19 protein-coding genes are annotated in these 19148 nt (G+C 59.5%); 17 read left to right on the forward strand and 2 right to left on the reverse strand.

Going from position 1 to position 19148, the window contains the following annotated elements; genetic code table 11:
- Positions 1-41: 41 nt before the first annotated feature.
- The 5 genes from aroC to mtnC all read left to right on the forward strand — a co-directional run bounded on the left by aroC (position 42) and on the right by mtnC (position 4261).
- Positions 42-1133, forward strand: coding sequence for a chorismate synthase (gene aroC / locus ACQ4OE_RS22045; protein ID WP_122594924.1), 1092 nt, complete (start codon positions 42-44; stop codon positions 1131-1133).
- 31 nt (positions 1134-1164) lie between these two features.
- Positions 1165-2310 (forward strand): MFS transporter, encoded by a 1146-nt coding sequence (locus ACQ4OE_RS22050; protein ID WP_158830637.1) that lies wholly within the window; start codon positions 1165-1167, stop codon positions 2308-2310.
- Positions 2307-2933 carry a methylthioribulose 1-phosphate dehydratase gene (locus tag ACQ4OE_RS22055; protein ID WP_430947904.1) on the forward strand — a complete coding sequence of 209 codons (627 nt, stop codon included), beginning with the start codon at positions 2307-2309 and terminating at the stop codon, positions 2931-2933. Before ACQ4OE_RS22050 ends, ACQ4OE_RS22055 begins: the two co-directional genes overlap by 4 nt.
- A 94-nt stretch (positions 2934-3027) precedes the next feature.
- The gene (locus ACQ4OE_RS22060; RefSeq protein ID WP_102901171.1) at positions 3028-3573 is read left to right on the forward strand and encodes a 1,2-dihydroxy-3-keto-5-methylthiopentene dioxygenase; all 546 of its coding nucleotides are present in this window, start codon (positions 3028-3030) and stop codon (positions 3571-3573) included.
- A gap of 4 nt (positions 3574-3577) precedes the next feature.
- On the forward strand, positions 3578-4261 hold the full coding sequence (gene mtnC / locus ACQ4OE_RS22065) for an acireductone synthase (RefSeq protein ID WP_368967981.1): 684 nt from the start codon (positions 3578-3580) through the stop codon (positions 4259-4261).
- A 180-nt stretch (positions 4262-4441) separates the two neighbouring features.
- Here mtnC and ACQ4OE_RS22070 read toward each other — a convergent pair whose 3' ends face one another.
- Positions 4442-4720: a DUF3509 domain-containing protein gene (locus ACQ4OE_RS22070; RefSeq protein WP_122594919.1), complete on the reverse strand. Its 279-nt coding sequence runs from the start codon at positions 4718-4720 to the stop codon at positions 4442-4444.
- Between the two features lie 392 nt (positions 4721-5112).
- Here ACQ4OE_RS22070 and ACQ4OE_RS22075 point away from each other — a divergent pair, with 392 nt between their 5' ends.
- The 10 genes from ACQ4OE_RS22075 (at position 5113) to ACQ4OE_RS22120 (ending at position 14161) form a co-directional block, all read left to right on the forward strand.
- Entirely contained in the window at positions 5113-6951 is a 1839-nt protein-coding gene (locus ACQ4OE_RS22075; RefSeq protein ID WP_430947905.1) for a long-chain-acyl-CoA synthetase, read from the forward strand.
- 97 nt (positions 6952-7048) lie between these two features.
- Positions 7049-7567 (forward strand): ankyrin repeat domain-containing protein, encoded by a 519-nt coding sequence (locus ACQ4OE_RS22080; RefSeq protein WP_430947906.1) that lies wholly within the window; start codon positions 7049-7051, stop codon positions 7565-7567.
- An 87-nt stretch (positions 7568-7654) separates the two neighbouring features.
- Positions 7655-8185, forward strand: coding sequence for a hypothetical protein (locus ACQ4OE_RS22085; protein ID WP_430947907.1), 531 nt, complete (start codon positions 7655-7657; stop codon positions 8183-8185).
- A 71-nt stretch (positions 8186-8256) separates the two neighbouring features.
- Positions 8257-8448, forward strand: a complete 192-nt coding sequence (locus tag ACQ4OE_RS22090) for a PLDc N-terminal domain-containing protein (RefSeq protein WP_007914053.1) — start codon at positions 8257-8259, stop codon at positions 8446-8448.
- 170 nt (positions 8449-8618) lie between these two features.
- Entirely contained in the window at positions 8619-9494 is an 876-nt protein-coding gene (gene speE / locus ACQ4OE_RS22095) for a polyamine aminopropyltransferase (RefSeq protein ID WP_008080944.1), read from the forward strand.
- A 216-nt stretch (positions 9495-9710) separates the two neighbouring features.
- Entirely contained in the window at positions 9711-9944 is a 234-nt protein-coding gene (locus ACQ4OE_RS22100; RefSeq protein WP_008080946.1) for a hypothetical protein, read from the forward strand.
- Between the two features lie 209 nt (positions 9945-10153).
- Positions 10154-10501 (forward strand): ribonuclease E inhibitor RraB, encoded by a 348-nt coding sequence (locus ACQ4OE_RS22105; RefSeq protein WP_007914059.1) that lies wholly within the window; start codon positions 10154-10156, stop codon positions 10499-10501.
- A gap of 487 nt (positions 10502-10988) precedes the next feature.
- Positions 10989-12398, forward strand: a complete 1410-nt coding sequence (locus ACQ4OE_RS22110; protein ID WP_007914061.1) for a circularly permuted type 2 ATP-grasp protein — start codon at positions 10989-10991, stop codon at positions 12396-12398.
- Between the two features lie 12 nt (positions 12399-12410).
- Positions 12411-13361, forward strand: a complete 951-nt coding sequence (locus ACQ4OE_RS22115; RefSeq protein WP_016982907.1) for an alpha-E domain-containing protein — start codon at positions 12411-12413, stop codon at positions 13359-13361.
- Positions 13358-14161: a transglutaminase family protein gene (locus ACQ4OE_RS22120; RefSeq protein WP_430947908.1), complete on the forward strand. Its 804-nt coding sequence runs from the start codon at positions 13358-13360 to the stop codon at positions 14159-14161. Before ACQ4OE_RS22115 ends, ACQ4OE_RS22120 begins: the two co-directional genes overlap by 4 nt.
- 115 nt (positions 14162-14276) lie before the next feature.
- Here ACQ4OE_RS22120 and ACQ4OE_RS22125 read toward each other — a convergent pair whose 3' ends face one another.
- Complete coding sequence (locus tag ACQ4OE_RS22125) at positions 14277-15098, reverse strand: c-type cytochrome (RefSeq protein ID WP_430947945.1); 822 nt, start codon at positions 15096-15098, stop codon at positions 14277-14279.
- Positions 15099-15683: 585 nt separating this feature from the next.
- Between ACQ4OE_RS22125 and ACQ4OE_RS22130 the strand changes: the two genes are divergently transcribed.
- Positions 15684-16889: an acetyl-CoA C-acetyltransferase gene (locus ACQ4OE_RS22130; protein WP_122594914.1), complete on the forward strand. Its 1206-nt coding sequence runs from the start codon at positions 15684-15686 to the stop codon at positions 16887-16889.
- 25 nt (positions 16890-16914) lie between these two features.
- Complete coding sequence (locus ACQ4OE_RS22135) at positions 16915-19059, forward strand: 3-hydroxyacyl-CoA dehydrogenase NAD-binding domain-containing protein (RefSeq protein ID WP_430947909.1); 2145 nt, start codon at positions 16915-16917, stop codon at positions 19057-19059.
- Positions 19060-19148 lie beyond the last annotated feature (89 nt).

The following is a 19148-nucleotide window of genomic DNA, read 5'->3' on the forward strand; positions in this document are numbered from 1 at the left end:
GCGCATCACGAATTTGGGTTTGATTTCACGGAGCGTCCTGCATGTCCGGCAATACCTACGGCAAGTTGTTCACTGTCACCACCGCTGGCGAAAGCCATGGTCCGGCGTTGGTCGCCATTGTCGACGGCTGCCCGCCGGGCCTGGAGATCTCCCTCGAAGACCTGCAGCGCGACCTCGATCGCCGCAAGCCGGGCACCAGCCGCCACACCACTCAGCGTCAGGAAGCCGACGAAGTCGAAATCCTCTCTGGCGTGTTCGAAGGGCGCACCACTGGCTGCTCGATCGGCCTGCTGATCCGCAACACCGACCAGAAGTCCAAAGACTACTCGGCGATCAAGGATCTGTTCCGTCCGGCCCACGCCGACTACACCTACCACCACAAATACGGCGAGCGCGACTACCGTGGCGGCGGCCGCAGCTCGGCCCGCGAAACTGCGATGCGCGTGGCGGCCGGTGCGATCGCCAAGAAATACTTGGCCAGCCAGGGCATCGTCATCCGTGGCTACATGAGCCAGCTCGGTCCGATCGAAATCCCGTTCAAGACCTGGGATTCGGTGGAAGAGAACGCCTTCTTCAGCCCGGACCCGGACAAAGTGCCGGAGCTGGAAGCCTACATGGACCAGTTGCGCCGCGATCAAGACTCGGTCGGCGCCAAGATCACCGTGGTTGCCGAAGGCGTGATGCCGGGTCTGGGCGAGCCGATTTTCGACCGCCTCGACGCCGAACTGGCCCACGCGCTGATGAGCATTAACGCGGTGAAAGGCGTGGAAATCGGCGCCGGTTTCGCCTCGGTCGCCCAGCGCGGCACCGAACACCGCGATGAAATGACCCCGGAAGGTTTCCTCAGCAACAACGCTGGCGGCATCCTCGGTGGCATCTCGTCCGGTCAGCCAATCGTTGCCCATCTGGCGCTGAAACCAACGTCGAGCATCACCACCCCGGGCCGTTCGATCGATATCCACGGCAACCCGGTCGACGTCATCACCAAGGGCCGTCACGACCCGTGCGTCGGCATCCGCGCCACGCCGATTGCCGAAGCGATGATGGCCATCGTGCTGATGGATCACCTGCTGCGTCACCGTGGCCAGAACGCCGATGTGCGTGTGAACACGCCGGTGCTGGGTCAGCTTTGATGGCAGGCCTGAAAGCCGTCGCGGCATAACCGTGGCGGCGCTCCCTTACTGGCGGCTGTCCAGTTTCTATCTGTTCTATTTCGCCTTGCTCGGTTCGACCGCGCCGTTTCTGGCGCTGTACTTCGATCACCTCGGTTTCAGTCCGGCGCGGATCGGTGAACTGGTGGCGATCCCGATGCTGATGCGCTGCGTGGCGCCGAACATCTGGGGTTGGCTCGGTGATTACACCGGCAAACGCCTGGCCATCGTGCGTTTCGGCGCGGTTTGCACGCTGCTGACCTTCTCGTTGATTTTCGTCAGCAAGACTTACGCCTGGCTGGCGATGGTCATGGCGCTGCACGCATTCTTCTGGCACGCGGTGCTGCCGCAGTTCGAAGTCATCACCCTGGCGCATCTGCAAGGGCAGACTTCACGGTACAGCCAGATTCGCTTATGGGGTTCGATCGGTTTCATCATCACCGTGGTCGTGCTGGGGCGGTTGTTCGAATGGCTCAGTCTCGACATCTACCCGGCGGCGCTGGTGCTGATCATGGCCGGCATCGTCCTCAGCAGTCTGTGGGTGCCGAATGCGCAACCGCCGCAAGGCAATCGACCGAGCGGCGAGGGTTTCCTCAAGCAGCTGCGCAATCCCGGCGTGCTGGCGTTTTACGGCTGTGTCGCGCTGATGCAAATGAGCCACGGCCCGTATTACACCTTTCTGACCTTGCACCTTGAACGACTCGGCTACACCCGCGGCACCATCGGCATGCTTTGGGCCGTAGGCGTGGTCGCCGAAGTGTTGATGTTTATGGCGATGAGCCGGATTCTCGCGCGGTTTTCCCTGCGCCGCGTATTGCTGGCGAGTTTTCTACTGGCGGCGCTGCGCTGGTTGCTGCTAGGTTCGTTCGCCGAGTTCCTCTGGGTGCTGTTGTTCGCGCAGATTCTGCATGCGGCGACCTTTGGCAGTTTTCACGCCGCGGCCATTGCTTTCGTGCAACGCAGCTTCGGTGCGCGCCAGCAAGGGCAGGGCCAGGCGCTGTATGCCGCATTGGCCGGCACCGGTGGCGCCATGGGCGCGTTGTATTCCGGTTACAGCTGGAATGCCCTCGGCGCAACATTGACCTTTAGTATTGCCAGTCTCGCGGCGCTCGCTGCCGCCGTTATCATTGCCACACGTATGCAAGAGGACAGGCCATGAGCCTTACGCGTGAACAACTCGCCCAGCAAATCGTCGACGCCGGGCGTTTTCTTTATGGTCGCGGCTGGTCGCCGGCCACCAGCAGCAACTACTCGACGCGCCTGTCGCCGAGCGAAGCGCTGCTGACCGTGTCCGGCAAGCACAAAGGCCAGTTGGGTCTGGACGATGTGCTCGCCACTGACCTTTCTGGCAACAGCCTGGAACCGGGTAAAAAACCGTCTGCCGAAACCCTGCTGCACACCCAGCTCTACAGCTGGCGCCCAGAGATCGGCGCGGTGTTGCACACCCATTCGGTCAACGCCACGGTGCTCTCGCGCCTGACCCCGGAAGACTTTATCGAGTTCGAAGATTACGAACTGCAAAAAGCCTTCAGCGGCATTTCGACCCACGAATCCCGGGTGCGCGTGCCGATTTTCGACAACGATCAGGACATTGCGCGCCTCGCCGCCAAGGTGCAGCCTTGGCTCGACGCCCACCATGATTGCGTCGGTTATCTGATTCGCGGCCACGGCCTCTACACCTGGGGCGCGCAGATGAACGACGCGCTGCGGCAGATCGAGGCTTTTGAATTTCTGTTTGAATGCGAGTTGAAAACCCGCAGCGTCATGAACCGCCAAGGCTGACTTCACCAGAAGTAGCCCATTTGCCTGATGAAATGCTGTGCCCGACCGGTCTGCAAGAACCGGACGGCAAGGCCGATACCGAGGAATTGCCCCAATGAGCAGCCTGTCCGTCTATCACGTCTCCAGCCCCGACATTCCCAACAAAGTGCTGACGCACTTTGAAGACATCGCCTCGACCCTGGCCGAGCAGGGCGTGCGCTTCGACCGCTGGCAAGCCGCCGCCAAGATTCAGCCCGGCGCCACTCAGGAAGAAGTGATCAGCGCGTATAAAGAGCAGATCGACCAATTGATGACCGAGCGCGGTTACATCACCGTCGATGTGATCAGCCTGAACAGCGATCACCCGCAGAAAGCCGAACTGCGTGCCAAGTTTCTCGAAGAGCATCGCCACGGTGAAGACGAAGTACGATTTTTCGTCGCCGGCCGTGGGCTGTTTACTCTGCACATCGACGATTACGTCTACGCCGTCCTCTGCGAGAAGAATGATCTGATTTCCGTGCCGGCTGGCACCAAGCATTGGTTCGACATGGGCGAGCATCCGCACTTCGTCGCGATCCGCCTGTTCAACAACCCTGAGGGTTGGGTTGCCAACTTCACCGGCGAAGACATCGCCGGCCGTTTCCCGCGTCTGGAGGACTGAGTCGATGTCGATCAAAGCCATTGTCACTGACATCGAAGGCACCACCAGCGCGGTGAGTTTCGTCTTCGACGTGTTGTTTCCGTACGCGGCCAAACACCTGCCGGATTTCGTGCGGCAGAACGCCGAGCGTGCCGATGTCGCCGAGCAACTCGACGCCGTGCGCCGTGACAGCAATGCACCGCAGGCCGATGTTGAACGGGTAGTTGAAATTCTGCTGAGCTGGATCGAGGAAGATCGCAAAGCCACGCCGCTTAAAGCCTTGCAAGGCATGGTTTGGGCCCAGGGTTATCACGCCGGGCAGTTGAAGGGGCATGTTTACCCGGACGCGGTCGAAGCGCTGCAACGCTGGCACGCGGCGGGTTATCAACTGTTTGTGTATTCGTCGGGTTCGATTCAGGCGCAGAAGCTGATTTTCGGCTGCTCAGAGGCGGGGGATCTGACGCCGCTGTTTAGCGGTTATTTCGACACCACATCGGGGCCTAAGCGCGAGGCGCAGTCATACACCAATATTCAGCAAGCCATCGGCGTTGAAGCGGGCGAGATTCTGTTCCTTTCAGACATCGTCGAAGAACTCGACGCTGCTCAGGCAGCCGGTCTGCAAACCTGCGGCCTAGCCCGCGAAGGCGGGGAGTTGGGGAGCCACATCACCGTCGACACCTTCACCGGCATAGAACCCGAAGCCTTCTAACCACACCCATAACTAATGTGGGAGCGAGCCTGCTCGCGAAAGCGTCCGTTCAGCCAACTTTTTCAGTGGCTGACACACAGCCTTCGCGAGCAGGCTCGCTCACAAGTTTTGTATCAGGCACAAAAAACAGGCCGTGAAGCGAATGCTCCACGGCCTGTTTTGTTTAATGCGGTTTAAAGCTTACAGCGAGTGATACGTCGGCAGGGCAAAACGCTGTTGGCTCTGCAGCATACCGATCTGCGGCAATTCACTGGCTTGTTCAGCCAAGTCACGACGGATCGCACTGATCGCCCACGACAGTTGGTCGCCGGCATGCAGTTGCGAATACGTCAGTGCGCGTTTGAACACTTTGCCGTCGCTGCTGCGCAGAGTCAGCAGGATCCCGCCATCAGGACGTGGCGCAGTGGTGACGTCGAAGTTGGAGAACAGGGAGGTAAATTTCTCTTGGATCAGGCTCATGTTTTTCAGCTCCGTATGCACTTGAATGGCAAGCATGCAGAGGAGATTGCAGCGATTGTGCCAGCATTTGAAAATAAAAAAACCGTTATAAAACAATGAGTTAAAAAATAATAAATTTCAGGCTGTCGTGCAATCTGCATGAATGGCCATCGTGCATCCTGCATTTTGCGGGATCGTTGCCCGATCAACGGAACCAAACGCCGAATCCGAGATCCGCTCTGTCGCCGTCGGGTCAGCAGATACAAAACATTGCAAAAACGGCGTGTACAGCCTGAGAAGCGCTGACGTATTTTCGATCTCGACCCGCGCTTGAATGTGCCGGTCGCTTAAAAAGCCAAAGCCCGAAAAATAAAAACATCGACCTGCATGCCAAGGTCGAACGGGGAGCTTCCATGCATCATGCGCCAAGCGACACGATTACCTGGAGCATGATGCTCCGCAAACTGCCGATGATTGCCAAAGCCATCCCGCGGGTGGTCAAAGGCATGAAGGCAGCCAATGTCACGGATCCGACCCAAAGCTGTGGCCTTGGCTGGACGTTCGAACAAGCAACCCTGCGCAATCCCGACGGGCCGGCGTTTTTGCATGGCGATGTGCTGCTGACCTACTCGCAGGTCAATAAGTGGGCGAACCGCATCGCGCACTATCTAAACGGGCAGGGCATCGGCAAAGGCGATGTGGTCGCGGTGTTCATCGAAAACCGTCCGGAATTGCTGGTGACGATTCTGGCGCTGGCCAAGGTCGGTGCAGTCAGCGCGTTGTTGAATACCTCGCAGACTCGCGAAACCTTGATCCACAGTGTGAATCTGGTGGCGCCGGTGGCGATTGTCGTCGGCGAAGAGTTGCTGCCGGCGTTTGCCGCCGTACGCGAGCAAGTAGCGATTGCAGCGCAACGTACCTGGTTTGTCGCCGATCAGGACACCTACAGCCACCCGGGCATTGCGCCCGAGGGTTATGTCAATCTGATCAGCGCCAGTGCCGACGCCTGCAGCGATAACCCGCCAAGCAGTCAGCAGATCTTCTTCGACGATCCTTGTTTTTATATTTACACATCCGGCACCACAGGGCTGCCGAAGGCTGGTGTGTTTAAACACGGTCGCTGGATGCGCAGTTCGGCGAGTTTCGGCCTGATCGCCCTCGATATGCGCCCCGAAGATGTTCTTTACTGCACCTTGCCGCTGTATCACGCCACCGGTCTCTGTGTGTGCTGGGGCTCGGCGATCAATGGCGCTTCCGGGTTCGCGATCCGCCGGAAATTCAGCGCCAGTCAGTTCTGGAGTGATGTGCGTCGCTATCGCGCGACCACCATCGGCTACGTCGGCGAGTTATGCCGTTATCTGGTCGATCAGCCGACCAGCGCCGATGACAGCCTTCACGACGTGCGCAAAATGATCGGCAACGGTTTGCGCCCCGGTGCCTGGGCAGAATTCAAGACACGCTTTGCGGTTGATCACATCTGTGAGCTGTACGCGGCGAGCGACGGTAATATCGGTTTTACCAACATTCTCAACTTCGACAACACCATTGGTTTTTCCCTGATGGCCTGGGAACTGGTGGCCTACGATCACGACAGCGGCCAACCGCTGCGCAGTGACGACGGCTTCATGCGCAAGGTCGGCAAGGGTGAACAAGGTTTGCTGCTGGCGCGGATCGACGAGAAAGCGCCACTGGACGGCTACACCGATCCGCAGAAAACCGCCAAGGTTGTTCTTCACGACGTATTTACAAAGGGCGACCGTTTCTTCAACACCGGTGATCTGCTGCGCAACATCGGTTTCGGCCATGCGCAGTTTGTCGATCGCCTGGGCGATACCTACCGCTGGAAGGGCGAGAACGTCTCCACCACGGAAGTGGAGAATCTGCTGCTGCAACATCCGCTGATCTCCGAAGCGGTGGCTTACGGCGTGGAAGTGCACAACACCAACGGCCGCGCCGGCATGGCGGCGATCACCCCGGCGGAATCGCTGGCGACCCTGGATTTTGCCGAATTGTTGAGCTTCGCCCGCCAGCGCATGCCGGCTTACGCGGTGCCGCTGTTTCTTAGGGTCAAGGTGAAAATGGAAACCACCGGCACGTTCAAATACCAGAAAACCCGTTTGAAAAACGAAGGCTTCGACCCCGGCCAGACGGGGGATGATCCGATCTTCGCCTGGTTGCCGGGCAGCGAAACCTATGTGCAGGTCACTGACGACGTGCTGGCCGATATCCATCAAGGCAAATACCGTTATTGATTCTGGCTATGGCTGATCTTGAGAGAAAGGGGGTGACAGCGTGCGCCGCGCTCGGGAAACTGTCTGCTTTCCGATTGACCGAAAGTGGAGTTGCACCATGTCCGACCAAAGCCGCCAGATGACCCCTGACGAAGCCGCCGAATTCACCGAGCAGGTCTTCAACAAGGCACGCGACGGTGATGCCGAGATGCTCGATCGCTTGGTCACGGCCGGTTTGCCGGTAAATTTGAAGAACAGCAAGGGCGACACCCTGCTGATGCTGGCCAGTTACTACGGCCATGTTGATGCGGTAAACGTGCTGCTTAAACACAAGGCTGATCCGGAAATGCGCAATGGCAACGGCCAGAGCCCGATTGCCGGTGCGGCGTTCAAGGGTGATCTGGCAGTGGTCAAGGCGTTGGTCGAGGCGGGCGCCGAGCTTGAAGGCTCGTCGTTTGATGGTCGCACCGCGCTGATGATGGCGGCGATGTTCAACCGTGTTGAAATCGTTGAATACCTGATCAGCAAAGGCGCCAACGCCCACGCCAAGGACGCCAATGGCGTGACGGCGCTGGACGCCGCGCGAACCATGGGCGCGGTGGATACCACCGCGCAGCTGGAAAAGCTGTCGGGCTGAAATACATTTTCGATGGCCTGTGACGACGGAGAGAATGCGCTATCCTTCGCGCCCTCAAAATTCACCTTCGTCACAGGATCCGCCCTCATGAAAGCCGCACTCGCCGAACTCATCAGCAAAATCAGCTCTGGCTGCATGGGCGAGGACGAGATCCTGAAAGTGGCCGACGAAGCGGCGCAAGCCTACGCCGATGCCGACGCCTTTCTGGCAGCCAATCCGGACATCAACTACGACGACACCTTCCCGATTCCGTTGGGCGAGTGGGTCGTGGTGGGCAGCCTGCCGGAAACCGTGCTGTTCCAGGCCGACACCTACGTCGACCTGTTCGCCCAGATCGTCGCCTCGTTCGGCCCGACCGTGGACTTCAACCTCAAGCCCAAGCAGCTGGCCAAGACCGAAGCGCTGACTGCACTCAACCGCATTCAGGTGCAGATGAGCAGCCTGAGCAAGGAAAACGGCGGTTACACGCTGATGAACTTCAGCCAGTTGCTCGACGACGAGCTGCAAATGGTGCTGGTCTACGGCGACGACGTGCCTCGCGTGCTGGAATTGTGCGGCGAAGTCGGCATCGCCGCCGCGCCAGCGCTGGAAGCCCTGAAGATCGCTGTTCACGTCTGAGTGCAATAAAAGGGAACCCTGCGCGCGACCGTCTATCCTAAAAGTGCATGCCACTATTCTGGAGCGACACCATGGGTTCCACGTTCAACGGTCTGATTGGCCTGATCATCCTCGCCCTCGACATCTGGGCCATCATCAACGTACTGAAAAGCGGCGCGACCACCGGGATGAAAATTGTCTGGGTGCTGCTGATCATCCTCCTGCCAGTGCTGGGCCTGATCATCTGGGCGATTGCCGGACCGCGTGGCAACGTGCGGATCTGAATCAACTAACACCGCAATACCCATGTGGGAGCAGGCTCGCTCCCACATGGGATTATGGTTTGCCGATGAAGTGAGGTTCGACCTGTCATCTTCGGCAACGTAGAATGCGCGCCTTTCCCGGGCAATCGTCCCCACGATTGACGCCCGCGCATTCATCGGAGCACTTCACCATGACCGTCACCAAAACCAGCGAGTACCTGGAAACCCTCTACGAAGGCTACGGCCAGCGTTTTCGCATGGAAAAACTGCTGCACGAAGTGCGCACCGAACACCAGCACCTGGTGATCTTCCAGAACCCGCGCATGGGTCGTGTGATGGCGCTGGACGGCGTGATCCAGACCACCGAAGCCGACGAATTCATTTACCACGAAATGCTCACCCACGTGCCGATCCTCGCCCACGGCAGCGCCAAGCGCGTGCTGATCATTGGCGGCGGTGACGGCGGCATGTTGCGCGAAGTGACCAAGCACGCCGGCGTTGAACACATCACCATGGTCGAGATCGACGGCACCGTGGTCGACATGTGCAAAGAATTCCTGCCGAACCACTCCAGCGGTGCGTACGACGATCCACGGCTGAACCTGGTGATCGACGACGGCATGCGTTTCGTCGCCACCACCACCGAAAAATTCGACGTGATCATCTCCGACTCCACCGACCCGATCGGCCCGGGCGAAGTGCTGTTCTCGGAAAACTTCTACCAGGCCTGCCACCGCTGCCTGAATGAGGGCGGCATCCTCGTGACGCAGAACGGCACACCGTTCATGCAGATCGATGAAGTGAAAACCACCGCCGGTCGCCTGAAAAGCCTGTTCCCGGACTGGCACTTCTACCAAGCGGCCGTACCGACCTACATCGGCGGCTCGATGACCTTCGCCTGGGGTTCGACCAACCCGGCGTATCGCAAACTGAGCCGTGAAACCCTGCAGCAGCGCTTCATCGGCAGCGGCATCGTCACCCGCTACTACAACCCGGAAATCCACATCGGCGCATTCGCCTTGCCGCAATACGTGCTGCAGGCAATCAACAAGCCAAGCAACGACTGACACTGAACCTGCGATCTGCTCACTGATCATTCCCACGCTCTGCGTGGGAATGCAGCCGGGGACGCTAAGCGTCCCAAAGATCGCAGCCTTCGGCAGCTCCTGTAGCAGATGTCGTTTTTTTCATGTTCGCCCGCTGTAATCCTTTTGAACCAACTTTCGGCGTACACAGTCGAGATAGTTGTAAGCCCATTTGCGGGTTTGATCGAGGAGGCACCGATGCAAAAGTGGAAAGTCACTTTCGTGGACGATCATGGTGAAATTGTCGATGAGGTGTTCGAGCGCGCGGAATGCCCTAGCGACGATGAGGCCGCACAACTGATCAAGGCGAAGCTTCTGCCCGTCGCCGCCGCACTGGATCTGAACGATCTGGAAGGGCGCACCCCCGACGCCGGGGCGAAAAGCCTGAAAACCCAGAACAGTATTGAAATCCGCAGCATCACTCCCGTCTGACATTCTTCCCGTCACCTTTCACACCAGGCCTTGGCAGCAGCTCTAACTTGGGGCTACTCTGCAAGCGAGATCAGCGAACGGATCGCTAAGGTCTGGTCTTGTCAGCTACATGCTTGTTCCCGCGTGCAACCACGTTGCCGTAGTACTTTGGCCAAAGGCCCGGGGCGGGAATACGGAAAGTCTATCCATCTATGCGAGGGGGACGATTCATGAGCACAGCCTATCAAGAAGACATCAGCAGCAATGTTCTGCGCCGCATGAAAGAAGGCGGTTTCGATTTTTCCCGATTCCATCCGATCGAGTTCTACGCCATTTTCCCGGACGAGGAGCGGGCGCGCAGGGCCGCGGGCAAATTTCGCGGTGAGTCCATCAATGCCCAGGTCAGCGTGCGTGACGACGGGGCGTGGGCGCTGGAATTGAGCAAAGTGATGTACGCGACCTATGACGATATTGGCGATTTCGAGCAGGGCTTCTCCGCCGTGGTCGAACCGCTGGGCGGCATCATCGAAGGCTGGGGCGTCAAGCAGGAGGTACGCAACCGCCACCGTTTGAACTGATGACCTGATTCAACAGTGATGCAACGGCTGACCCTCGGGTCGGCCGTTGTCGTTTCCGGCGTTCGTAAACCATTGTGGCAAAACCCTGAAACAAGAATCCCAGGCAAAAAAAAGCCACCGGAGAGGGTGGCTAAAAGGGAAGACCGATAAGGAGAGGAAACCGGTCAGGGTTAAGGCAGGGCGGGCTGCGCGGGCAGTCCAGGTCAGTTGAGCTGAAGACTTTTCAGCGCTGTGGCCGAGCAAGTTTTGCAGCGAATGCGCGGATTATCCGCACGCGGCGCCGGGCAGTGAAATCAACTCTGACTATGCTGGTGATAGGCGATGCAGTGCGTCGCAATGAAGCGGGGGCAATCGGCTTGGGGCATTTGCCGCACAGGAATGGTGCGGCGTCTGTGGCGTGATTATCCAACCGATTGAAATCAAAGCGTTTATGCCGATGGCACGGGCCTTGCGAAGGCCTGTATGTCCGGGTGACAAGGAGTACGGCATGATCCGCACCTATTTTGATGAAATGTACGATGCCGGCGGCCAGGTTCGCCCGCATTATCGGGAGTTCGCCCGATGGCTGGCCGACACGCCTGACGAGCTGCTGGCCCAACGGCGACGCGAGGCCGATCTGCTGTTCCATCGTGCCGGGATTACCTTCACGCTCTACGGCGACGAGCAGGGCACCGAGCGCCTGATTCCGTTCGATACCATTCCGCGCAGCATCCCTGCCAGTGAATGGAGGATCGTCGAGCGCGGCTGCATCCAGCGCGTCAAAGCGCTGAACATGTTTCTCGCCGACCTTTATCACGAACAGCGCATCATCAAGGCCGGGATCATTCCCGCCGAGCAGGTGCTGGCGAACGAGCAATATCAGCTGGCAATGCAAGGCCTGGATCTGCACCGCGATATCTATTCGCACATCTCCGGCGTCGATCTGGTGCGCGATGGCGACGGCACGTATTACGTGCTCGAAGACAACCTGCGCACGCCGAGCGGCGTCAGCTACATGCTCGAAGACCGCAAGATGATGATGCGTCTGTTCCCGGAGCTTTTCGCCGCGCAACGCATCGCCCCGATTGACCACTACCCGAACCTGTTGCTCGACACCCTGAAAAGCTCGAGCCCTATTGACGACCCGAGCGTGGTGGTGCTGACGCCGGGGCGCTTCAACAGTGCGTTCTTTGAGCACGCGTTTCTCGCCCGGGAAATGGGCGTGGAACTGGTCGAGGGCGCGGATCTGTTCGTGCGTGATGACAAAGTCTTCATGCGCACCACCGACGGCCCGAAAGCGGTGGATGTGATTTACCGCCGCCTCGACGATGCGTTTCTCGATCCGCTGGCTTTCAACCCCGACTCAATGCTCGGCGTACCGGGCCTGCTGTCGTCCTATCGCTCGGGCAACGTCGTGTTGGCCAATGCCATCGGCACCGGGGTGGCGGACGACAAATCGGTCTATCCGTTTGTCACCGACATGATCCGTTTCTACCTCGACGAGGAACCGATCCTGAAGAACGTGCCGACCTGGCAATGCCGCAACCCGTCTGAACTTTCCCATGTGCTGGCCAATCTTCCAGATCTGGTGGTCAAGGAAACCCAAGGCTCTGGCGGTTACGGCATGCTCGTCGGGCCAGCGTCGACCAAGGCAGAAATCGACGCCTTTCGTGAGCGCATCAAAGCCAAACCACACGCCTATATCGCGCAACCGACGTTGTCGCTGTCGACTTGTCCGACCTTTGTCGAAAACGGCATTGCGCCGCGCCATATCGACTTGCGTCCGTTTGTCTTGTCCGGTCGCGAAACCCGCGTGGTGCCCGGCGGCTTGACCCGCGTGGCGCTGCGCGAAGGCTCTCTGGTGGTGAACTCATCCCAGGGCGGCGGAACCAAGGACACCTGGGTGGTCGAGGATTGAAGGAAGCTTGCCATGTTAAGTAGAACTGCCTCGGATCTGTATTGGATGTCGCGTTACCTGGAGCGGGCGGAAAACCTCGCCCGGATGCTCGATATCAGTTATTCGCTGTCGCTGATGCCGCAAGACGGTCGCGGTGACGGTCTGCACGAATTGGCCATGCCGCTGCTGATCACCGGCACCCTTGACGATTATCTTGAGCGTCACGGCGCGTTGCATGCTGAACGGCTGCTGCACTTTTTCGCCCTCGATGCCGCCAACCCGGCGAGCATCTACAGCTGCCTCGGTGCGGCGCGGGCCAGTGCCCATGCGGTGCGCGGACGGATCACGGCGGATATGTGGGAGAACATCAACTCGACGTGGCTGGAGATCCGCGGCATCGCTGAACAGGGCCTCAGTCGCTATGGCATGAGCCGTTTCTGCGAGTGGATCAAGGAACGCTCGCACCTGTTTCGTGGTGCGTCTTACGGCACGATCATGCGCAACGATGCCTTTCGTTTCATTCGTCTCGGCACCTTTATCGAACGGGCGGACAACACGCTGCGATTGCTCGATGCCCGCTATGAGATGGCCGGCGATCAAGCCGAAGCGGTCAGCGACGGCACGGCCCACGCCTATTACCAGTGGAGTGCATTGCTGCGAGCGCTGTCGTCGTTCGAGGCGTACACCGAAATCTACCGTGATGCGCCCGGCGCCCGACATGTCGCCGAGTTGCTGTTGTTGCGCGCCGATGTGCCGCGCTCGCTGCGGGCCTGCACCGAAGAGATCGATCAGATTCTCGCGCAACTGCCCGGGGCCAACGGTCGCCCGGCGCAGCGCCTGGCCGCGGAAATGGATGCGCGCCTGCGCTACACCGGCATTAACGAAATCCTCGAAGAAGGCCTGCATGCCTGGCTGACCGAATTCATCCCGCTGGTGCGCCAGTTGGGCAACGCCATTCACAGTTCCTACCTGGAGGCTGCATGAGACTTTCCATTAGCCACGAGACCACTTATCACTACGAAGATAAGGTGCGGGCGAGCATCCAGTACCTGCGGCTGACCCCCCACGACAGCGAGCGTCAGCATGTGCTGAGCTGGCAACTCGACCTGCCGCGCCCGGTGCGCGCGCAACTCGATCCATTCGGCAACATCCTGCATGTGCTGACCATGGATGAACCGCACGAGGCGATCATCATCGGTGCACGCGGGCAGGTCGATATCGACGAACTGCGCGAGGCCGAACACGAGAGCCAATCAGCGTTGCCGTTCCTGCGCTTCACCCGGTTGACCGAGGCCGATGAAGCGTTGCGAGCGTTCGCCGAAAGATCCTGCAAGCAGCGGCGTGATCGCACGGCGTTGATTGATCTGATGCACGGCTTGAATCAGCACATGACTTACACGCCGGGCTCCACCGAAGTCGACACCAGCGCCGCTGAAGCTTTCGCCGGGCGTGCCGGAGTTTGTCAGGATCACGCTCACGCGTTTCTGGCGTGCGCACGCAGCCTCGGGATTCCGTCGCGTTATGTGTCGGGGTATTTGTACAGTGAGGATTGCGAGCATCTGGCCAGCCATGCCTGGGCGGAAGCGTGGCTTGATGACGCATGGTACAGCTTTGACGTGACCAACGAACTGGCGCGGCCGGAGCGGCACCTGAAACTGGCGGTGGGCCTGGATTATCTGGATGCCTGCCCGGTGCGCGGCATGCGTCGGGGTGGCGGGTGTGAGCAGATGCACGCGAAAGTGTTCGTCTCGCCGACCCCCGTGATCTCCGTCCAGCAACAGTAAACGCCCGTACTCCTGTGGGAGCGAGCCTGCTCGCGAACGCGGTTTATCAGTCACTGGTGCAGTGTCTGACACGCCGCTTTCGCGAGCAGGCTCGCTCCCACAGGTGAAATGGCGTTTACGGCTTAACCTTGCGCCCTGCCATGTGTTTCAGGTATCCCACCAACATCTGCAAATCCCCATCCGGCAACACCTCTGCCGAAAACCCCGGCATCTTCGCCTGCGGCCAGTGACGCAAACTCTGCGGATCACGAATGTAGCGCTTCAAGAAATCTGCAGCGAAATACTCGGTCGGGCTGTAAGGGATATTCAGATCCGGTCCGAACTGCGCATCCCCCGCACCGTTCAACCGGTGACACGCCAGACAATTTTTCTGAAACAGCGCGAACCCCAGATTCACCGGGTCATCGGCCTTCAACGCAGGATCCGGCAGCAGGGCAGGGAAACGCTCCGCCACCGGCGCCATACGCTTGATGCTCGCCACTTCAAACGGCCATTGTTCAGGGCTGATATTGCCGGCCTGAGGATCCGTCCACACCAGGTAGAACGGCCCGGCGCTGTGCTTGCCTTCGGACAGCGGTGGCCACGGTTGAGCCGGGTCTTCAATCGCCAGCCACGCTCGCGCGCCTTGTTGATTGAGCAACGGCGCCGCCGCCAATTCTGCGGCGAAGCCGTCCAGCGCCACCGCTTGCAGATGATCCTGCGGTTTGATGCCGGGGAGCAGGGCGGCCACCGGCACGGCGCGGTAGACCATGTCCTTCTTGTAGGACACGTCATTTTTAATTGTGAGGGTTTTCGCTTGAGGGTGCTTGAGCAGCTCCTCGGTCTGCCAGGTGCGGCTGTTTTCGCCAAGCTGCAGATCCAGCTGTGCGGCACACAAGGGCATGCTCAGCAGCATGGCCCCGAACACAATGAGCGCTTTCAAATGATCGCCGTCCATGTCGTGGAAGTGCGCAAAGGTTGGCACAGCCACGCTGGCCCGGGTAGCGGGCCAGTCACATTTTTAGTGGCGATAAACCGCACCTGCCGCTCGATTCAGCCGATGACCTTGGTCAGATTCGGCAAAATCAACAACAGCGTCGTGGCGAAAAGAATGAGTCCTGCTTGACGAACTTTCGGTTGTTTGAACATGGCTTGACCGCCTTTATTGTTATTTCCTGATGCGTACCTGCATATCCATGACGGCACGCGTTGCACTTCCTGTTGAAGAACGCTGGCCCCGGCAAAACCCGACGACACTGACGTACAAGTACTACCTTAGGGCCCGCGTCACGCTTGGCTTAGATCCATTTCATATGGACGGTTTGCCAATTGCGATTAAAAAAGCATGAGGCGTATGGCCAGCTTCTTTGCCGCCCGCTGGCTAGACAACTCGCCGACCTGAACCGGTTCACCCGGGCCCCGATGACCGTCCGTCTGAGCGCGTGCGTCAACCGTATTGAGCGCTGTGGTCATTGAATCCACGGCCGCTCGGGTCAAGAGTGACGGCACACGCATTCACTCACCGCACAGGTTCGAGGACGTCATGACCCAAGCTTTGATTTTCGATGCGCTACGCACGCCCCGCGGCAAAGGCAAGGCGGACGGCGCCTTGCACAGCGTCAAACCGGTGAATCTGGTGGCCGGTTTGCTGACCGCGCTGCAACAACGCACGTCACTCGACACCAGCCAAGTGGATGATGTGGTGCTCGGTTGTGTGACGCCGATTGGCGACCAAGGCTCGGACATCGCGAAAACCGCGGTGCAAGTGGCCGACTGGGACGTCAGCGTTGCGGGCGTGCAGATCAATCGCTTCTGCGCTTCCGGGCTTGAGGCGGTGAACCTCGGCGCGATGAAAGTGCGCTCCGGTTTCGAAGACCTGGTGGTGGTTGGCGGCGTCGAATCGATGTCGCGGGTGCCGATGGGCAGCGACGGCGGTGCCTGGGCGCTGGATCCGCAGACCAACCTGCACAGCCATTTCACCCCACAGGGCGTTGGCGCAGACCTGATCGCGACGCTGGAAGGCTTCAGCCGTCAGGACGTCGATGCCTACGCCTTGCATTCGCAACAGAAAGCCGCGCGCGCCCGCGCCGATGGCTCGTTCAACAAGTCGCTGGTGCCGGTGCAGGATCAGAACGGCATCATCCTGCTCGATCACGATGAGTTCATTCGTGCCGAATCGACTCTTGACGGCCTGGGCAAGCTCAAGCCGAGTTTCGAAATGATCGGGCAGATGGGTTTCGACGCGACCGCGCTACGGGTCTACAGCCACGTTGAGCGCATCAATCACGTGCACACGCCGGGCAACAGTTCCGGCATTGTCGACGGTGCGGCGCTGATGCTGATTGGTTCCGAAGCCAAGGGCCGCGCGTTGGGTCTGCAACCTCGGGCGCGGATTGTTGCCACGGCAGTCACCAGCACAGATCCAACCATCATGCTCACCGGCCCTGCGCCGGCCACGCGCAAAGCACTGGCCAAGGCTGGCCTGCGCGTGGAAGACATCGACCTGTTCGAGGTCAACGAAGCGTTTGCCTCGGTGGTGTTGAAATTCATCAAGGACATGGCCGTTGACCCAAACAAAGTCAACGTCAACGGCGGCTCCATCGCCATGGGCCATCCGCTGGGCGCCACCGGTTGCGCGATTCTCGGCACCCTGCTCGATGAACTGGAAACGCGACGCCTGCGTTATGGCCTGGCGACGCTGTGCGTCGGCGGCGGAATGGGCATTGCCACCATCATCGAACGTCTCTGAGCCCCCGAATTCAAGGAACCTTGTTATGAGCGAAGCCATTCGTTACGAAAAAGGCCAGGACGGCATCGTCGTGCTGACCATCGACATGCCGGGCCAGAGCGCCAACACCATGAACGCCGTGTACCGCGAGGCGATGGCCGCGTGCGTCGCCCGTCTGGTCGCTGACAAAGACACGCTTGCAGGCGTCATCATTACCTCGGCCAAGAAAACCTTCTTCGCTGGCGGCGACCTTAACGAGCTGATCAACGTCGGCAAGCCTGAAGCCAAAGCTTTCTACGACATGGTGCTGACGCTCAAAGGCCAACTGCGCACCCTGGAAACCCTCGGCAAACCGGTGGTGGCGGCGATCAACGGAGCGGCGCTGGGCGGCGGTTGGGAAATTTGTCTGGCCTGCCATCATCGCGTGGCGCTGGATGATGCGTCGGTGCAACTCGGCCTGCCAGAAGTGACCCTAGGCCTGCTGCCGGGCGGCGGCGGGGTGGTGCGCATGGTGCGCATGCTCGGTATCGAGAAGGCATTGCCGTATCTGCTCGAAGGCAAGAAAGTGCGCCCGCAACAGGCATTGCAGGCCGGTTTGATCGATGAGCTGGCGGCTGATCGCGATGAACTGCTGGCCAAGGCCCGCGCCTGGATCGTTGCCAATCCGACGGCCGTGCAGCGCTGGGATGTGAAGGGCTATCAGATTCCTGGCGGTACGCCGTCGAATCCGAAAGTTGCGCAAATGCTGGCGATTGCGCCTTCGATCCTGCGCAACAAAACTCAAGGCACGCTGCCCGCGCCGGAGAAGATTCTGTGTGCGGCAGTGGAGGGTGCACAGGTCGATTTCGACACCGCGCATCTCATCGAAACCCGTTACTTCACCGAACTGACCACCGGACAAATCTCGAAAAACCTGATCGGCACCTTTTGGTTTCAGCTCAATGAAATCAATGCGGGTGGCTCGCGACCGCAGGGTTTTGCGCCGTATAGAACCCAGAAGGTCGGCGTGCTGGGTGCGGGGATGATGGGCGCGGGGATTGCGTTTGTCAGCGCTTCGGCGGGGATCGAGGTGGTGCTCAAGGACATCAATCTGGCGGCGGCCGAGAAGGGCAAAGCGCATTCTGCGGCGTTGCTCGACAAGAAAGTTGCCCGTGGCCAAATGACAGTCTCACAGCGTGAGACGGTGTTGGCGCGGATCACGCCGTCCGAGAGCGATGCGGATCTGGCCGGTTGCGATCTGATCATCGAAGCGGTGTTTGAAGATCGTGATCTCAAAGCCAGAGTCTCGGCAGCGGCGCAGAAGGTGGTCGGCGCCGATGCGGTGATCGCGTCCAACACGTCGACCTTGCCAATCACCGGTCTGGCAAGCGCCGTACCGGATCAAAGCAAATTCATTGGCCTGCATTTCTTCAGCCCGGTGGAGAAAATGCCGCTGGTGGAGATCATCAAAGGCGCGCAAACAAGCGATGAAACCCTCGCCCGTGGTTTTGATTTCGTTCTGCAAATCAAGAAAACCCCGATCGTGGTCAACGACAGTCGCGGTTTCTTCACCTCGCGGGTTTTCGGCACGTTCACCAATGAAGGCATCGCCATGCTCGGCGAAGGCGTGAGCGCGCCGATGATCGAGACTGAAGCACGCAAGGCTGGTATGCCGGTCGGGCCTCTGGCGATCTCTGACGAAGTTTCCCTCAGCCTCATGAGCCATATCCGTCAGCAAACCGCCAAGGACCTACAGGCAGAAGGGAAACCGCTGATTGAGCATCCGGCCTTCGCCGTGATTGACTTGCTGCTCAACGAATACAAGCGTCCGGGCAAGGCCGCAGGCGGCGGTTTCTATGATTACCCGGCGGGTGGTCAGAAGCATTTGTGGCCCGAACTGAAGACGCGTTTCGAGAAGGCCGATGGGCAAATTTCGCCGAAGGATGTGCGTGATCGTCTGCTGTTCGTGCAGGCCATCGAAACCGTGCGCTGTGTGGAGGAGGGCGTGCTGACCTCGACAGCGGACGCCAACGTCGGATCGATCTTCGGTATCGGTTTTGCCGCGTGGACCGGTGGTGCGCTGCAGTTCATCAACCAGTATGGGGTGAATGATTTCGTCGCTCGTGCGCAGTATCTGGCCGAGCAGTATGGCGAGCGTTTCGCGCCGCCCGCGCTGCTGCTGGATAAAGCGGCGAAAGCTGAACTGTTCTAACGGGAGGCGCATTCCGGGGCTTGCCTTGCCAGGGTGTTTCGAGGCAGGCTCTGGGGTGTTCATTATTCCCATCACGTGTCAGGTATTTT

The sequence above is a fragment of the Pseudomonas sp. WC2 genome (assembly GCF_050586545.1).
Lineage (GTDB): Bacteria > Pseudomonadota > Gammaproteobacteria > Pseudomonadales > Pseudomonadaceae > Aquipseudomonas.

Excerpts from the sequence above, each read along its gene's own strand:
- aroC (WP_122594924.1), top strand. The coding sequence starts at position 42 with ATGTCCGGCAATACCTACGGCAAGTTGTTCACTGTCACCACCGCTGGC.
- ACQ4OE_RS22055 (WP_430947904.1), top strand. The coding sequence starts at position 2,307 with ATGAGCCTTACGCGTGAACAACTCGCCCAGCAAATCGTCGACGCCGGG.
- ACQ4OE_RS22060 (WP_102901171.1), top strand. The coding sequence starts at position 3,028 with ATGAGCAGCCTGTCCGTCTATCACGTCTCCAGCCCCGACATTCCCAAC.
- mtnC (WP_368967981.1), top strand. The coding sequence starts at position 3,578 with ATGTCGATCAAAGCCATTGTCACTGACATCGAAGGCACCACCAGCGCG.
- ACQ4OE_RS22070 (WP_122594919.1), bottom strand. The coding sequence starts at position 4,720 with ATGAGCCTGATCCAAGAGAAATTTACCTCCCTGTTCTCCAACTTCGAC.
- ACQ4OE_RS22075 (WP_430947905.1), top strand. The coding sequence starts at position 5,113 with ATGCATCATGCGCCAAGCGACACGATTACCTGGAGCATGATGCTCCGC.
- ACQ4OE_RS22080 (WP_430947906.1), top strand. The coding sequence starts at position 7,049 with ATGTCCGACCAAAGCCGCCAGATGACCCCTGACGAAGCCGCCGAATTC.
- ACQ4OE_RS22085 (WP_430947907.1), top strand. The coding sequence starts at position 7,655 with ATGAAAGCCGCACTCGCCGAACTCATCAGCAAAATCAGCTCTGGCTGC.
- ACQ4OE_RS22090 (WP_007914053.1), top strand. The coding sequence starts at position 8,257 with ATGGGTTCCACGTTCAACGGTCTGATTGGCCTGATCATCCTCGCCCTC.
- speE (WP_008080944.1), top strand. The coding sequence starts at position 8,619 with ATGACCGTCACCAAAACCAGCGAGTACCTGGAAACCCTCTACGAAGGC.
- ACQ4OE_RS22100 (WP_008080946.1), top strand. The coding sequence starts at position 9,711 with ATGCAAAAGTGGAAAGTCACTTTCGTGGACGATCATGGTGAAATTGTC.
- ACQ4OE_RS22105 (WP_007914059.1), top strand. The coding sequence starts at position 10,154 with ATGAGCACAGCCTATCAAGAAGACATCAGCAGCAATGTTCTGCGCCGC.
- ACQ4OE_RS22110 (WP_007914061.1), top strand. The coding sequence starts at position 10,989 with ATGATCCGCACCTATTTTGATGAAATGTACGATGCCGGCGGCCAGGTT.
- ACQ4OE_RS22115 (WP_016982907.1), top strand. The coding sequence starts at position 12,411 with ATGTTAAGTAGAACTGCCTCGGATCTGTATTGGATGTCGCGTTACCTG.
- ACQ4OE_RS22120 (WP_430947908.1), top strand. The coding sequence starts at position 13,358 with ATGAGACTTTCCATTAGCCACGAGACCACTTATCACTACGAAGATAAG.
- ACQ4OE_RS22125 (WP_430947945.1), bottom strand. The coding sequence starts at position 15,098 with ATGGACGGCGATCATTTGAAAGCGCTCATTGTGTTCGGGGCCATGCTG.
- ACQ4OE_RS22130 (WP_122594914.1), top strand. The coding sequence starts at position 15,684 with ATGACCCAAGCTTTGATTTTCGATGCGCTACGCACGCCCCGCGGCAAA.
- ACQ4OE_RS22135 (WP_430947909.1), top strand. The coding sequence starts at position 16,915 with ATGAGCGAAGCCATTCGTTACGAAAAAGGCCAGGACGGCATCGTCGTG.